The organism is Streptomyces sp. SID9727 (assembly GCF_010550605.1).
In the GTDB taxonomy this organism is placed as follows: domain Bacteria; phylum Actinomycetota; class Actinomycetes; order Streptomycetales; family Streptomycetaceae; genus Streptomyces.
In genome coordinates, this window is the sequence record NZ_JAAGNI010000472.1 from 14,413 (window position 1) to 29,514 (window position 15,102).

Consider the following 15,102-nt stretch of genomic DNA (forward strand, 5'->3'; position numbering starts at 1 on the left):
CGATACATGCCGCACCGTGACTCCCCCGCCGACCCCCGCCGCCGCATCGTCGAGGCGGCCGTAGAGCTGCTGGAGAGCGGCGGCCCCGGCGCGGTGAGCACCCGCGCGGTCGCCGCCGCGGCCGGAATGCAGCCGCCTGCCATCTACCGCCACTTCGGCGACAAGGACGGACTGCTGGAGGCGGTCGCCGAGTACGGCTACGCGCGGTTCCTGGAGAGCAAGCGCGCACAGTTCGATCCGGCGCCGCAGGACCCGGTGGAGGAGCTGCGTCACGGCTGGGACATGGTGGTGGAGTTCGGGATCTCGCGGCCCGAACTGTTCGCCGTGATGAACAGGGCCACCGGCTCGGCGTCGGACGCGGCGCACCACGCCGGTCTGGAGATCCTTCGCGGCCGGGTGCGCCGGCTGGCGGCCGCGGGATGGCTGCGGGTCGACGAGGAGCTGGCCGCCCAGATCATCCAGGCCACCGGCCGGGGCGGGGTCACCACCTGGCACTCCACCCCCGTGGAACGCCGCGATCCGGCGTTGCTGACCGCCCTGCGCGAGTCCATGGTCGCCGCGGTCACCCGGGCCGAGCCGGTGGTCCCCGCCACGGAGTCCGGCCCCGCCCCGGCCGCCCGCGCGCTGCGCGCCGCCCTCCCCGACGGCTCCGGCGTCCTGAGCGAGGCCGAGCAGCGCCTGCTGCGCGAGTGGCTGACGCGCCTGGCGGGGGACGGCGGCAGCCCGTCGGGGGCGTGAGCTCAGCTCATCGGCCGAGCGGTGCCCACCGGTAGCGGACGTCCGGTTCCCTCTCCTCGTTGCGGCCGCCGTCGTCGAAGGCCACCGCGGTGAACCCGTGGCGCTCGTAGAAGGACCGGGCCGCGGTGTTGCGCTGGAAGGTGTACAGGGTGAGGCCGTCGGGAGCGGCCTCCCTGGCCGCCGCCAGCAGGAGCGAGCCGATACCCCGGCGGCGCAGACCGGGGTCGACGTAGAGGTGTTCCAGCTCGGAGCCGTCCAGCGAGACGAAACCGGCGGTCCGCACGTCCCCGCCCTCGTGCGTCTCCGCCACTCGGACGTCGGTGCCGGGCAGCACCACATGGGTCATCCAGGCGAGGGTCGCCTCGTCGCTGTGCACCCGCGCCAGATACGGCATGGCCGCGGCGCGAGACGCGAGGAAGAGCCGGGTGAGGGGCTCGGCGTCGTCCGCCCGGGCCTTCCGGAGCACGGCGGGAAGGCTGTCCGACGGCATGGGTCTCTCCTGTCCGAGGGGCCGCCGCCAGGAGCGCGGGGCGCACGATGATCGAACATACGTCGGGCACGTTCCGGATCTCCATAGGATAAGAGCGCCCCTGCTCCGCCGGTGCCCGCCCGGGGAGCCCGTCCCGCCGAGGAAACGACGTAACGGTGTACCAGCCCCACGTGTTCACGCTGACCGAGGACGGCTACCGGGGTCCCGCGCCCTCCTGGAGCTCCGGCGCCCCCTCCCTGTGGCTGGTGGACCCGGAACGCGCGGCCGAGGCCGCCCGGCTGCTCGCGCCGAAGATCCTCGACGCCTCGGAGCTCGCCCGGGTGGAGCGGCTGGCCTTCCCCGCGGACCGGGCGTGCTACACCGCCGCTCACGTGGCCCTGCGTCTGCTGCTCGGCGCCCGCCAGGGCATCGCCCCGGAGGCCGTACGGCTGACCCGGGAACGCTGCCCCTCCTGCGACGGCCCGCACGGCCGGCCCGCGACGGGCGGCGGCACCCACTTCTCCCTCTCCCACACCCGGGGGGTCGCGCTGCTGGCGTTCGCGGGCGTCCCGGTCGGGGTGGACGTGGAGCGCCTCCCCGAGGCACGGGTGGCGACGGAGGTCGCCGGGCATCTGCATCCCGCCGAGGCGGCCGAGCTGGCCGCACTGCCGTGTGAGGAGCGGCCCGCCGCCTTCGCCCGGGTGTGGACCCGCAAGGAGGCGTACCTCAAGGGTGAGGGCACCGGCCTGGCGGGCGGCCTGCACCGCGAGCACGTCGGCACCGGCCCGCGCCCGCTCGGCCCGCCGGGCTGGGCCGTCACCGATGTCGCCGTCCCCGCCGGGTACGCGGCGGCGGTGGCCGTCGGCACGGCGGGGCGGGCGTCCGTCGGGGGCGCCGACCGGCGAAAATGACCGCACGGGCACATCGCACCGACCGACCGATACGGAGGAGTGGCAGATGCCGCACGCACGAGCCGGACAGCAGGCGCGCCCCGAGGATCTGACCGATGTGGCACGGCTGGTGACGGCGTACTACGCCCTGCACCCCGATCCGGCCGAGCCCGGCCAGCGGGTCGCGTTCGGTACCTCCGGGCACCGCGGTTCGTCGACGGCCACCGCGTTCAACGAGGACCACATCGCGGCGACGAGCCAGGCCATCAGCGAGTACCGGGCCCAGCAGGGCACCGACGGGCCGCTGTTCCTGGGGGCGGACACCCACGCCCTGTCGGAGCCGGCCCGGGTCACCGCCCTGGAGGTGTTCGCCGCCAACGACGTACGCGTCCTCATCGACTCCGAGGACGGGTACACCCCGACGCCCGCGGTCTCGCACGCCATCCTCACGTACAACCGCGGTCGCGCCTCCGGCCTCGCGGACGGCGTCGTGGTCACGCCGTCGCACAACCCCCCGGGCGACGGCGGCTTCAAGTACAACCCGCCGAGCGGTGGACCGGCCGGCTCGGAGGCGACCGGCTGGATCCAGGACCGGGCCAACGAGATCATCACGGGCGGGCTCAAGGACGTCCGCCGGGTGCCGTACACGCGGGCGCTCGCCGCCTCCACCACCGGCAGGTACGACTTCCTCGGCACCTACGTGGCGGATCTGCCCTCCGTCCTGGACCTGGGCGCGGTGCGCGGGGCGGGGGTGCGCATCGGCGCCGACCCGCTGGGCGGTGCGTCGGTCGCGTACTGGGGACGGATCGCCGAGCAGCACCGGCTGGATCTGACCGTGGTCAACCCGCTGACCGACCCCACCTGGCGGTTCATGACGCTGGACTGGGACGGGAAGATCCGGATGGACTGCTCGTCGCCGCACGCGATGGCCTCACTGATCGCTCAGCGCGACCGCTACCAGATCGCCACCGGCAACGACGCCGACGCCGACCGGCACGGCATCGTCACCCCGGACGCCGGCCTGATGAACCCGAACCACTATCTCGCCGTGGCCATCAACTACCTGTACGCGCACCGGGAGGACTGGCCGTCCGGGGCGGGCGTCGGCAAGACCCTGGTGTCGTCCGGAATGATCGACCGGGTCGCCGCCGACCTCGGCCGGGAGCTGGTCGAGGTGCCGGTCGGCTTCAAGTGGTTCGTGAACGGGCTGGCCGACGGTTCCCTGGGCTTCGGCGGCGAGGAGTCGGCCGGGGCGTCGTTCCTTCGCCGGGACGGCTCGGTGTGGACGACCGACAAGGACGGCATCCTGCTCGCGCTCCTGGCCTCCGAGATCCAGGCGGTGACCGGCGAGTCGCCGTCCCAGCACTACGCCGCGCTGACCGCCCGCTTCGGCGAGCCCGCCTATGCGCGGATCGACGCCCCGGCGGACCGCGAGCAGAAGGCGGTGCTGGCGCGCCTCTCCCCTGAGCAGGTCGGCGCGGACACCCTCGCCGGTGAGCCGGTGACCGCCGTGCTCACCACGGCACCGGGCAACGGGGCCGCGATCGGCGGGATCAAGGTGACCACCGAGAACGCGTGGTTCGCCGCCCGCCCCTCGGGCACCGAGGACGTCTACAAGGTGTACGCGGAGTCCTTCCGGGGCGCCGGGCATCTGGCACAGGTGCAGGAGGAGGCCAAGGCCGTGGTCTCGGCGGCGCTGGACGCCTGACCCCGGGGGCCCGCCCTCCCGGCACGGTGCCGGGAGGGCGGGCTTCACCTCAGGGGGTCCACACCGCGGGCCTCGGGGCGGCCGCCATGCCGTCGCCGAGGAAGAAGCCGGGGTGCGGGGGCTGGTTGTAGGCCGTGTTCTGCCAGGCCAGCGCGGTGCGGTAGGTGGTGTCGTGGAGCAGGGTGGTGATCCTGGTGCCGGTGTCGTACGGCGTGGAGTAGATCCGCAGCGCGGTGTTGTCGGTGGTCGCCCAGACCACCTCCTCGCGCCAGTCGCCGAACAGGTCGCCGGAGATGACCGGGGTGGACTTCGTGCCGTTGTCGGAATGGACCGAGGCACCGGTCAGCAGGCGGGTGTCACCGGAGGTGCCGTACTTGTCGATGTGGGTGCCGTCCAGCAGTTCCCGGGTGGTGTCACCGTCCCACCAGGCCAGGAAGTTGGTGCTGGAGGGCTTGCGGCTCGCGACCACCGTGCCGTGCGGGTCGCGTACGCCGGAGGCGGCTGACGACCAGGACTCGGCTCCCGGGCTGCCCGCCCAGATGTCGTCACTGACACCGCGTCCGTTGTCGCCGCCGGCGGGCGTCGACCAGATGATCTGGCCGGTCCTCGCGTCGGCCATCCAGGACGAGGGCTTCGAGCCGTCCTCGTCCACCTTGAACTCCTCCAGGCCCGGGCGCGCCGGGTCCAGGTCGCCGACGTGCATGGCGTCGCCGTGGCCGTTCCTGGTGGTCCAGAGGGAACGGCCGTCGTCGTCCACGGCCATGGCGCCGTAGACGATCTCGTCCCGTCCGTCGCCGTCGACGTCGGCCACCGACAGCTGGTGGTTGCCCTGGCCGTCGTAGCCCCGGCCCGAGTTGGTGGAGCTGTTGGTGTCGAAGGTCCAGCGCCGGGTGAAGGCCCCGCCGCGCCAGTCCCAGGCGGCGATCACCGTACGCGTGTAGTAGCCGCGGGCCATGATCAGTGAGGGCCTGCCGCCGTCCAGATAGGCGGTGCCGGCGAGGAAGCGGTCGACGCGGTTGCCGTAGCTGTCGCCCCAGGAGGAGACGGAGCCGCGTGCCGGGACGTAGTCGACGGTGCCCATCGCGGCGCCGGTGAGGCCGTTGAACATGGTGAGGTATTCGGGGCCGGACAGGACGTAGCCGGAGGAGTTGCGGTGGTCGGCCGACGCGCTGCCGATGACCGTGCCCCTGCCGTCGACGCTGCCGTCGGCGGTCTTCATCGCCACCTCGGCCCGCCCGTCGCCGTCGTAGTCGTACACCTGGAACTGCGTGTAGTGCGCGCCGGAGCGGATGTTGCGGCCCAGATCGATCCGCCACAGCCGGGTGCCGTCGAGCTTGACGCCGTCCACGATGGTGTTGCCGGTGTAGCCGGACTGGGAGTTGTCCTTGGCGTTGGTGGGTTGCCACTTCAGGACGAAGTCGAGCGCACCGTCGCCGTCGAGGTCGCCGACGGAGGCGTCGTTGGCCTCGTAGGTGTAGGAGACGCCGTCGGGGGTGGTGCCGCCCGGGGGCGGGCTGATGGGCACGTCCTTGTACCCGGCGCGGAACTGGATCGCGTGCACGGAGTCGCCCTGTTCGACGCCGTCGACGACCGCGCGCACGGTGTAGTCGGCCGAGTTGGGGGCGCCGGTGTGGAAGTAGTCGGTCGAGCCGGTGAGGGGCGAGGCGTTGACCTTCGTACCGGCGCGGTAGACGTTGAAGGCGACGGAGTCCGGGTCGGTGGCGAGCCAGCGCCAGCTGATGAGGTTGCCGGAGTCGGTGTGCACGCTGACGACGCCCCGGTCCAGGGCCTCCACCTGGCGTGCGGTCGCGGCGTGCGAGGTCTGGCCGGTGACGACCAGTCCGGCGGCGGCGAGGATTCCGGCGGTGACGGCGCCGAGCAGGGTGCGGGTCCGGGTGGTACGGCGTCTGCGGGGAGTGCGGGGGTGCGCAAGAGCCACGGTACGTGCCTTCCGGAGTGGGGGTGGGTGGGGTACCCCTCAGTGGCCGCCGGGCGCGGAAAGGTTGCCGCCCCGTGCAATCCCGTACGCCCTCACCCGTTCGGCGCCGCGCGGTGGCGGGCGCGGCCCGGGGACACGCAGGCTGTCCGGAGAGCTGCCGATCGCCCGGGGCGGCGGAGCCCGTTGGGGGTGCGGACGTGTCGGACACCGGAACCACGGCCCCGGGTGCGGACCTGGGCGACGACATGGCGGGGGCGCTGCTCGACACTCTCTTCGACCAGTCCGCGGTGGGCCTGCACGTCCTCGACCTGGACCTGCGGGTGGTCCGGGTCAACGCCCTCACCGAGGCGGTCGACCCGGCGGAGCTCGTCGGGCTCCACTTCACCGACGCCTACCGGCTCGACGACCCGGAGGAGGCGGAGCGCCTGCTGCGCGAGGTCGTCAGAACGGGCGCACCGGTGCTCAACGCCGCGGTCCGCGGGCGGGTCGCACGGGCCCCCGGCCCGTCCCGCAGCCTGAACGTCACCCTGCACCGCCTGGACGCCGAGGACGGCCGGCCCCTCGGTCTGCTGGCGGCCGTGGTCGACGTGGACGAGCGGGAGAAGGCGCACGTCCGCGCCGATGTGCTGGCGGCGGTGCGGCGGGGGGCGGGCCACTCCCTGGACGTGGCGGCGACCTGCGAGGGACTGGTGGCGGCGCTGGTGCCCGCGTTCGCCGACCTGGCGGTGGTCGAGGTGGTGGACGAGGTGCTGCGCGGCGCCGATCCGCCGCTGAGCCCGCTGGACCGGGACGTCCCGCTGCGGCGCGCGGCGGTACGGGGCACGGGGGTGGCGCCGGACAACCTGGTCGGTGAACTGCGCCGGACGCCCGAGGGGACCCCGTTCGCGCTCGCCGTCACGGATCTGCGGCCCCGGCTGGTCGAGCTGGGCCCGGACACGCCGTGGCTGGACGCCGACCCGGCGACGCGCCGGATGATCGAGTCGACCGGGGCGCACTCGATGATCGTGGCGCCGCTGAAGCTGCACGGATCCGTGCTCGGCCTGCTGAGCCTGTACCGGCAGCGGGGCGATCCGTACGACGAGCGCGACCTCGCCCTCGCGCTGACCGCTGCCGCGCACACGGCGCTGAGCATCGAGAACGCGCTGCGCTACGCCCGCGAGCACGTGATTGCCTCGACCGTCCAGCGCCGGCTGCTCCCCCAGCACGAGGGAGAGCGGGTCGCGATCGAGACCGCGCACATCCTGCTGCCGGGGCGCAACAGCGGCTGCTGGTTCGACACGATCGGCCTGTCCGGGGCCCGGACGGCGCTCATCATCGGCAACGTGGCCGGACATGGGCTGCAGACGGCCATCACGATGGGGCAGTTGCGCACCGTCATCCACGCGCTGGCGGGGCTCGACCTGGAACCCGACGAGGTGCTGGCCCGGCTCAACGACACGGCCGACCGGCTGGTGGAGGAGCGCCGGTTGCTGCCTCCGGGTGACTCACTGCACCGCCAGCCGCTGACGGCCACCTGCCTGTACGCGGTCTACGACCCGTTCACCCAGGTGTGCACGGTGGCGCGTGCCGGGCATCCCGCGCCGGTGGCCGTCGGGCCGGACGGGCGCCCGCTGGTACTGGACGTGCCGGAGGGGCCGGCGCTCTTCTCGGAGGACAGCGCGCCCTTCGCGACGGGTTCGGTGCGGCTGGACGAGGGCAGCGTGCTGGCGTTCCTGACCGGTTCGCTGCTGCCCGAGGAGCGGTCGGTGGAGCGGGTTCGGGAGGCGCTGGCCCATCCGGAGCGCCGGCTGCGGGACCTGTGCGACGCGATCGTGTACAACCTGCCGGCCGGGGCCGATCCGGACGGGGCCGCGCTGCTGCTCGCCCGGACGGGCGTGGTGCCGCCGGACCGGGTGGCGACCTGGGAGCTGGCGCACGACCGGAGCACTCCGGCGGTCGCCCGCACCCTGGTCCGGGACCGGCTGGAGGGCTGGGACCTCGACGACGGCACCATCGAGGCGACCGAGCTGATCGTCAGCGAGCTGATCACCAACGCGGTCCGCTACGGGACGCCGCCCCTGCAACTGCGGCTGCTGCTGGACCGCGCACTGACCTGCGAGGTGCACGACACCAGTCCGGTGGCCCCGCATCTGCGGCATGCCAGGACGGTTGACGAGGGCGGGCGCGGGCTGTTCATCGTGTCGCAGCTCGCCAACCACTGGGGCACCCGCTACAGCATGAACGGCAAGGCGCTGTGGACCGAGCAGGAGATCCCGGAAGAGGACTCCTGACGATCGGCGGGTGCGTCGGCGGGCCTACGGGTGCGGCGCGCCCCGGCCTGGTGGGCCGGGACGCGCCGCGCCACGCGGCCACGGGCGGCGGCCCGGGTTCAGCGGGCCGCCGCCGGTGGGTCAGCGGCGGTGACCGTGGCGGTGGCCCCAGGACTTGGAGTCGACCTGGTGGCCGCGCGCGTCGCGCAGGGTGGCGGTGTCCCTGTTGTCCCAGACGTAGTGGCGCCGGTCCTGGTAGACGTCGTGGCGGGTGTCGCGGCCGACGCCGGTGTGGACGCGCACCGAGGAGCGGCCGGGCAGGCGCAGGTCGAACCTGTACGTGCGGTGGCTCTCGTCGCTGAGCGTCCAGCCGCGCAGGTTCACCGCGTGCCGCCCGGTGTTGGTGACGGTGACCCACTCACCGTTCAGGCTCCGGTTCGAGCCGTTGTCGCGACCGGGGCTGTCGTACTGGACCTTGCCCAGGACGACGGTCTGACGCGGGGCGTGGTGGCCCCTGCCGTGGTCGTGGCCGTCGGCGACCGCGGGGAGGGCGGCGGCGGCGACCAGTGCGCCGGAAGCGAGGACGGCGGCGGTGATCCGCCGTGTGGAACGGGACATGAAGACCCCTCAGGTGCAGGCCGGGACCGGTCGGGTCCGGGCGGTTCTTCGTTCCCGGCGTCGTGCCGGGAGCCACACCTTGGACCCGTCGGCCGCCGTGCGGGAACCTCATCGGGGCGTGTTACGAAGTGCGGACATTTCCGTCACACACGGCTGTAGTCGGCATGGAGGGAAAGCTGCGGGTACCTGTCAATTCTTGTCCGTAGCAACCAGCCGTACGGCGCCGGGTTGACGGGGTCGTCCGTACGGGCGGCACCGCCGGATGCCCCTTCGGCGGCCTTGCGCGCCGGGCCCGGAGGTCCGTAACAAACAGACCGCGCGCGCTGCTGAACGCACGTTCCGTTACCGCCGGAACGCTCGCACGGACCTTCGCGCGAACAGCGGCCGGGCCCCGGCGCGCGAGCCGCGCGGGAAGGCGAGGGCGCACCTAGTTCTTGACCGGTGCATGACGGTGCCGTACGGTCGCGGCTGTTCGCATACAAGAACTCGGTTCATCATGCGGGACAGCTGTGGTGCCGTTCCGCATGGTCGAGGGATCGCCTTACCACCGCACCGAACCACTCATTGGTGCCCGCGGAGGACGCCGCGGGCGGTGAAAGGAACACCCATGCGTACCAGGAATCAGCATGCCAGACGGCGGGGCGGCCGGACAGCCGCGTCGTTCGTCGCCCTCTCCTCACTGATCCTCGCCGGTGTCACGGCGCTGGTCGCGACCGGTTCCGCGGCGGCGGCGCCCGCGACCGGCGCGTACAGCCTGTCGAACGCGGCGAGCGGGCTGTGCCTGGAGGTCCCCGGCTCGGGCACCTCCGACGGCACCCAGCTCGCCCAGCGGGGCTGCACCGGGGCCGCCAACCAGACATGGCAGCTCAAGACCTCCGGCAGCGGCTACACGCTGACCGCCGCGCACAGCGGCAAGTGCGCCGGGGTGCGGGGCGCCTCCACCAGCGCGGGCAAGGCCGTCGAGCAGCAGAGCTGCACCGGCGGCGCCGGCCAGGTGTGGACGCTCACGCCGGTGAGCGGCGACACCTATCGCGTCGTCAACGCCAACGGCGGCAAGTGCCTCAACGTGAAGGACGGCTCCACCGCGGCCGGTGCCCTGGTCCAGCAGAACTCGTGCGACTCGGTGACCAGCAAGCGATGGACCTTCACCGCGGCGGGTTCGACGCCGACGGACCCGACCGACCCCACGGACCCGCCGACCGATCCGCCCACCGACCCCGGCACCCGCCCCGCGTGGCCGTCGGCCAACGGCAGCCAGCCCCTGACCTCGACGATGAAGGTGTCCGGCAGCTACGACGGCGGCATGAAGCGCTTCTACGGAAGCGGTGACCTGGGCAGCGACGGCCAGGACGAGGACCAGCCCGCGCTGATCGAGCTGGCCGACGGGGCCACCCTGCAGAACGTCATCCTGGGTTCCCCGGCGGCCGACGGTGTGCACTGCGCGGGCGCCTGCACGCTGAAGAACGTCTGGTGGGAGGACGTGGGTGAGGACGCCGCGACCTTCCTCGGCGGTTCGTCCTCGCTGGTCCGCACGGTCGACGGCGGCGGCGCGCGGCGCGCGGACGACAAGGTCTTCCAGCACAACGGCGGCGGCACGCTGATCATCAAGAACTTCCAGGTCGAGGACTTCGGCAAGCTCTACCGCTCCTGCGGCAACTGCAAGACCCAGTACGGCCGGCACGTCCAGGTGCAGAACGTATGGGTCACCGCACCGGGCGACACCCTGGTCGGCATCAACACCAACTACGGCGACACGGCACGCTTCTCGGACGTCACGATCTACGACGACTCCGGCCACGACATCGACATCTGCACGAAGTACAAGGGCGTGACCAGCGGCGAGCCGTCCAAGACGGGCACCGGCGCGGACGGCACGAACTGCCTCTACAGCACTTCGGACATCACCTACGCGGACTGACCGCGACCTCACCGCGGCCCGCCCCCTCCCCCGGGGCGGGCCGCGGTGCGCGCTCAGGCCGTGGCGTCCGACCAGGCGTAGGGCGGCGGCACCGGGCCGTCCGCCCGGCCGGCGCCTGACTCGCCGATGGCGCGGTCGGCCACGCTCATCAGCTGCCCGGCGACGTCGTGCATGGCACGGCTCGCCGCGACCTCGTCGCCGATCGTGGGCACATCGGGGTCCTGGGGACTCAGCCGGGCGATCCCCTGGCCGGAGAGTCTCGCGGTGCCCGTGTCCAGCACCGCTTCCGCCTTGGTCGTCCCGCCCTCCTCGGAGAGCTCGACGCGCACCGTCCATTCCAGCGTGCGGTTCATCGCATACCTCCCGGCCCGCACCGGCCGGCGGGCGCGGGCCGCCGCGCGGGTCCACTTCCAGCATCCACCCGACCGGCCGGCGCCGCCCGCCCGGACTGCGCCCGCTCCCCGGCCGAAATAGGATGCAGACACCCGGCCCGCCATCCCCCCTCCCCGCGGAGCGGCCCATGAACCGGCGTCGTCCTTCCCGGTCGGCCAGCTCCGACGAACTGCTCACCACCCTCCACGACCTCACGTCCCGGGCCCGCCGCGAGGTGGAGCTGCACCAGGCCAGGGTGGAACTGGCCGAGGCACTCCAGCGGGAGATGCTGCCCTCCGCCCTGCCTTCGCTGCCGGGCCTCCGGACCGCCGCCCGGTACACCCCGGCGCGCAGTGGCCTGGACATCGGCGGCGACTGGTACGACGGGTTCGTGCTCCCCGACGGGGCGCTGGCGTTCTCCGTCGGGGACGCGCAGGGCCACGACGTGGAGGCCGCCGCCTTCATGGGCCAGATCCGCATCGCGATGCGCGCGTTCGCGCTCACGGCGGAGGACCCGGGCGAGGTCGTGAGCCGTACCAACGACCTGTTGCTCGCCGCCGACGCCGAACGGCTCGCCACCTGCACCTTCGCCCGTCTCGACCCGGCCACCGGACAACTGCGCAGCGCCCGCGCCGGGCACGTGGCCGCCGTCTGGGCCACCGCCGACGGCCGGGCGGGCACCACGGACGACGAGGGCGGGCTGCCGCTCGGTGTGCAGCCGGGCGAGGAGTACCCGGTCACCACGCGCTCGCTCAGCGGCGAGGGGGCCTTCGTGCTGCTGACCGACGGGCTGGTCGAGGGCCCCTCGTACTCCCTGGACGCGGGACTGGACGAGGTGGTGCGGCTCGTCCGTTCCCGGGTGACCGAGGACGCGGACGCGCTGGCGGACGCGATCATGGCGGCCGCCGAACACACCGGGCACCAGGACGACGCGGCGGTGCTCGTCCTGCGCCACGGGGGCCTCGGGGACGGCGGAGAGCGGGGCGGGTGCCGTCCGCCCGTGCGTGTCACACCGCCGTCCACCTCGGTACCGGTGTCTGATGAGAGGCGTGATCCGCACTGAGAGGACCCGCCGTCACCTGTCGGCGGTCCTGCGTGTCGTGGCCGTCGCCGCCGCCTATTACGGGGCGGCCCGCCTGGGGCTGCTGCGGGAGGTGACCGTTTACGGGGCGGTGGTCACCCCCCTGTGGCCCCCGACCGGGGTCGCACTCGGCTGCCTGCTGTACCTGGGGGCGCGCGCGTGGCCGGGGATCGCGGTCGGTTCGCTGGTCGTCGTCACCACGCTCACCGGTACGGCGCGGCCGGCCACCGCCGCCGTCGTGGCGGGCAGCACGCTCGCGCCGCTGTGCGCGTACCTGCTGATGCGCCGGGCCGGTTTCCGCAACGAGCTGGACCGGCTGCGTGACGGGATCATCCTGGTGTTCCTCGGCGGGATGCTCCCCATGACGATCAGCAGCACCACGGGGGCGGGGATGCTGGTGGCGGACGGAAAGCTCCCGTTCCACGACTTCTGGTCCGTCTGGGCCGCCTGGTGGGCCGGCGACGTCATGGGGGTGCTCATGGTCACCCCGGTCCTGTTGGTCCTGCCCCGGGCACGGCTGCCCCGGATCACGGACCGCTGGGCGGAGGCCGGGGTGCTGCTGGCCGTCGCGGTCGTCGGTGCGGTGATCGCCACCCGGAGCACGCTGTCGATGATGTACCTGGTCTTTCCGATCCTCATCTGGGCCGCCCTGCGCTTCCAGCTTCCGGGCAGCGCCCCGTGCGCCCTGCTGGTGTCCGTGCTGGCGATCGTGGCGGGAACGGACGGAGCCGGTCCGTTCGGCGGGCACACCATCGTGGAGGTGATGATCAGCCTCACGGTCCTGAACGGCGCCGTCGCTCTCACCGCTCTCCTGCTGGCCGCCGTCGTCACCGAGCAGCAGAACATCCGCCACCGCATCGAGCACGCCTGCGAGGAGCTGGCCGACGTGGTCGACCAGCTCGCCCCGGGCCGCTCGGCCGCCGCCTGGCCGTCCCGCGCCGAGGACGAACGCGGCAACCGCTGACCACGCGGATCAGCGCCGGAAGCACCGGTCCAGGAACGCGTTGCGGAAGGTGCCCTCCGGGTCGTAGCGGCTCATGAGCTCCTCGAAGTCCGCGTAGCGCGGGTACAGCGTGCGCAGCACCTCGGGGGCCGTGGAGAAGACCTTGCCCCAGTGCGGGCGGGCGCCGAACGGGGCCAGGGCCTCCTCGATCCCCGCGACCACCGGCGCGACGGCCGCCGCGTCCGGGACCCAGGTGAAGTGGAAGGCCACCGAGTCCCGGCCGTGGGCGGGGCTCAGCCAGAGGTCGTCCGCCGCGACGGTGCGGAGCTCGGAGGTCTGGAGCACCGGGGCGACGCGTCCGCGCAGCCGGGCCAGGGCCTCGTACGCGGCGGCGGCGTCCGAACGGGCCACGAAGTACTCCGACTGGAGCTCGTCGCCGTTGCTCGGGGTGAACTCCATCCGGAAGTGCGGCAGCCGCGCGTACCAGGGGCCGGGCACGCCCTGCTGCCGGGTGCAGTTCTCGACGGGCACCCCGGGGATCGGATGCCGGGGGCCGTCGGCGAGCCGTGCGCCCAGCCACTCGGCGGGCGGGGTGCCCGCGGCGCCCTCGTCTCCCACCCGCTGCTTCAGCCAGACCTGGCCGACCGGGCCGGGGCGCCAGTCCGTGAAGACGCTGACGCTGTAGGCGGCGGACATGACCTCGTCGAAGCGCGCGGTCAGGGTGGCCTCGGGAAGGTCCTCGTACACCCACTGCCGTATGTCGAAGGCGGGCACGAGGTCCAGGTCGAGCGAGGTCACCACGCCGAGCGCGCCGAGGGAGACGACCGCTCCGGCGAAGTCCTCGTCGTCACGCCGCAGGGTGCGCGTCCCTCCGTCGGCCGTCACCAGGGAGAGGGCGCGCACGGCGCCCGCCAGTGAGCGGTTTCCCACCCCCGAGCCGTGCGTGCCGGTCGCTACGGCTCCGGCCACGGAAATGTGCGGGAGCGATCCCAGGTTGGCGAGGGCGAGACCGCGCTCGTGCAGTTCGGCGGCGAACTCGCCGAAGCGGAGTCCGGCGCTCAGGGACACCGACCGCCCCGGGACGTCGATGTCCACCACGCGCGGGAGCCCGGCGAGCGACACGTGGTCGCCGGAGGTGTCCGCGACGGTGTTGAAGGAGTGCCGGGTGCCCAGGGGGCGGACGGCGTCCGAGGCGGCGACCGTCTCGCGCAGTTCGCGGACGGATCGCGGCACGCACAGCCGCCTCGCACCGAAGGTGATGTTGCCGGCCCAGTTCTTCTCCGCGGGGGTCACCGTACGTCCCTACTTCCACTCGTGGCCGGGCACGTTCTCCCGACACCACATCCTCCCAGACCGCCCGTCGGCCGCCGGAATCGAGCGGCCCGAATACCACCCACGCAACCGCGCGAGCACGTACGGTAGTTGGCGACCGAGGTACATATCCGCACACCAACCGTTTGACACACGTCACACATACCAACAGGTGCGCACAGAACCTGAGATCCGGTACGGATCGGGACGAGTTCCGGATCATCGGGCCTGTCTGAACTTCACCGGAACTCCAGCGAAATGCCATGTGTGTGGATATCGTGCACCGAGCGAGGGCGCGTCCGTCAGTCCACTGGATCGGCGGATGCGCCCCGTTTGTGGCGATGCGACTGTGACTGGGGGGTTCATGGGGCATGTCGAGCTACCCGAATCCGATATACCGAGGCCCGTGGGACTGGCGGGGGCGCCACGACCGCGGATCTCCTCAGGACTGCCGTACGACCGGGACGTCCGCCGGCCGCGGCAGCTCCCGGACGTACGGCGCGAGCGCGGCACCGGGGCGCCCGGCAGGCGCCCGGGCCTGCTGGCCGTGGTGGTGTGCGCCGAATCCGCCGGACTCGGTTTACCCGCCTGGCTGGTGCTCCGCGCCGGCGGGCAGCCCGAGGCGCTGGCCGGGGCGTTCGCGGCCACCCTGGTGTGGTGCGGGATCCGGGCCGCGCGGGGCAGGTACGTATTACGTGTGCCGGGCCGCCCGCCGGGGGCGCTGACCACGCCCGGGGACTGGTTGCTGCTCATCGGTGTGCTGGCGGTGCTGTGGACCGTCCTCGACGCGCCGATCGACCCGGCGGCGGCCGTCGTCGCCCTGATCCCCGGCCTCCTGGCCGCTGCGGGCACCTCGGGGGCGCGGC

Annotated in this window: 12 protein-coding genes and 1 pseudogene; 8 read left to right on the top strand and 5 right to left on the bottom strand. The window is 73.2% G+C overall.

The features are described from left to right. Positions 1 to 6: 6 nt before the first annotated feature. A complete protein-coding gene (locus G3I41_RS32435) occupies positions 7 to 738 on the top strand; it encodes a TetR/AcrR family transcriptional regulator (protein ID WP_164404105.1) in 732 nt (243 codons plus the stop codon). 7 nt (positions 739 to 745) lie between these two features. Here G3I41_RS32435 and G3I41_RS32440 read toward each other — a convergent pair whose 3' ends face one another. Continuing rightward, complete coding sequence (locus tag G3I41_RS32440) at positions 746 to 1,228, bottom strand: GNAT family N-acetyltransferase (protein ID WP_164404106.1); 483 nt, start codon at positions 1,226 to 1,228, stop codon at positions 746 to 748. A gap of 155 nt (positions 1,229 to 1,383) precedes the next feature. Between G3I41_RS32440 and G3I41_RS32445 the strand changes: the two genes are divergently transcribed. Further along, on the top strand, positions 1,384 to 2,118 hold the full coding sequence (locus G3I41_RS32445) for a 4'-phosphopantetheinyl transferase superfamily protein (protein WP_164404107.1): 735 nt from the start codon (positions 1,384 to 1,386) through the stop codon (positions 2,116 to 2,118). Positions 2,119 to 2,164: 46 nt separating this feature from the next. Further along, positions 2,165 to 3,805 (top strand): phosphoglucomutase (alpha-D-glucose-1,6-bisphosphate-dependent), encoded by a 1,641-nt coding sequence (gene pgm / locus G3I41_RS32450; protein WP_164404108.1) that lies wholly within the window; start codon positions 2,165 to 2,167, stop codon positions 3,803 to 3,805. Positions 3,806 to 3,854: 49 nt separating this feature from the next. On the opposite strand, the gene G3I41_RS32455 is transcribed toward pgm, so the two are convergent. Beyond that, positions 3,855 to 5,744 (bottom strand): rhamnogalacturonan lyase, encoded by a 1,890-nt coding sequence (locus tag G3I41_RS32455; RefSeq protein ID WP_164404109.1) that lies wholly within the window; start codon positions 5,742 to 5,744, stop codon positions 3,855 to 3,857. A gap of 197 nt (positions 5,745 to 5,941) precedes the next feature. On the opposite strand from G3I41_RS32455, the gene G3I41_RS32460 reads away from it, so the two are divergent. After that, positions 5,942 to 8,014 (top strand): SpoIIE family protein phosphatase, encoded by a 2,073-nt coding sequence (locus tag G3I41_RS32460; RefSeq protein WP_164404110.1) that lies wholly within the window; start codon positions 5,942 to 5,944, stop codon positions 8,012 to 8,014. 120 nt (positions 8,015 to 8,134) lie between these two features. Here the strand turns inward: G3I41_RS32460 and G3I41_RS32465 are convergent, their stop codons facing one another. Further along, on the bottom strand, positions 8,135 to 8,611 hold the full coding sequence (locus tag G3I41_RS32465) for a lamin tail domain-containing protein (protein WP_164404111.1): 477 nt from the start codon (positions 8,609 to 8,611) through the stop codon (positions 8,135 to 8,137). Between the two features lie 607 nt (positions 8,612 to 9,218). Here G3I41_RS32465 and G3I41_RS37740 point away from each other — a divergent pair. Beyond that, positions 9,219 to 10,529 (top strand): pectate lyase, encoded by a 1,311-nt coding sequence (locus G3I41_RS37740; RefSeq protein ID WP_164404112.1) that lies wholly within the window; start codon positions 9,219 to 9,221, stop codon positions 10,527 to 10,529. 53 nt (positions 10,530 to 10,582) lie between these two features. Here the strand turns inward: G3I41_RS37740 and G3I41_RS32475 are convergent, their stop codons facing one another. Continuing rightward, the gene (locus G3I41_RS32475; protein WP_164404113.1) at positions 10,583 to 10,882 is read right to left on the bottom strand and encodes a DUF1876 domain-containing protein; all 300 of its coding nucleotides are present in this window, start codon (positions 10,880 to 10,882) and stop codon (positions 10,583 to 10,585) included. A 167-nt stretch (positions 10,883 to 11,049) separates the two neighbouring features. Between G3I41_RS32475 and G3I41_RS32480 the strand changes: the two genes are divergently transcribed. Together G3I41_RS32480 and G3I41_RS32485 are read left to right on the top strand one after the other, a co-directional pair. Continuing rightward, the gene (locus G3I41_RS32480) at positions 11,050 to 11,964 is read left to right on the top strand and encodes a PP2C family protein-serine/threonine phosphatase (RefSeq protein ID WP_164404114.1); all 915 of its coding nucleotides are present in this window, start codon (positions 11,050 to 11,052) and stop codon (positions 11,962 to 11,964) included. Then, on the top strand, positions 11,951 to 12,946 hold the full coding sequence (locus G3I41_RS32485) for an MASE1 domain-containing protein (RefSeq protein ID WP_164404115.1): 996 nt from the start codon (positions 11,951 to 11,953) through the stop codon (positions 12,944 to 12,946). Before G3I41_RS32480 ends, G3I41_RS32485 begins: the two co-directional genes overlap by 14 nt. A 9-nt stretch (positions 12,947 to 12,955) precedes the next feature. On the opposite strand, the gene G3I41_RS32490 is transcribed toward G3I41_RS32485, so the two are convergent. Then, positions 12,956 to 14,218 (bottom strand): D-arabinono-1,4-lactone oxidase, encoded by a 1,263-nt coding sequence (locus G3I41_RS32490; protein WP_164404116.1) that lies wholly within the window; start codon positions 14,216 to 14,218, stop codon positions 12,956 to 12,958. 424 nt (positions 14,219 to 14,642) lie between these two features. Between G3I41_RS32490 and G3I41_RS32495 the strand changes: the two are divergent. Then, positions 14,643 to 15,102, top strand: a pseudogene (locus tag G3I41_RS32495) (sugar transferase); the annotation flags it as partial.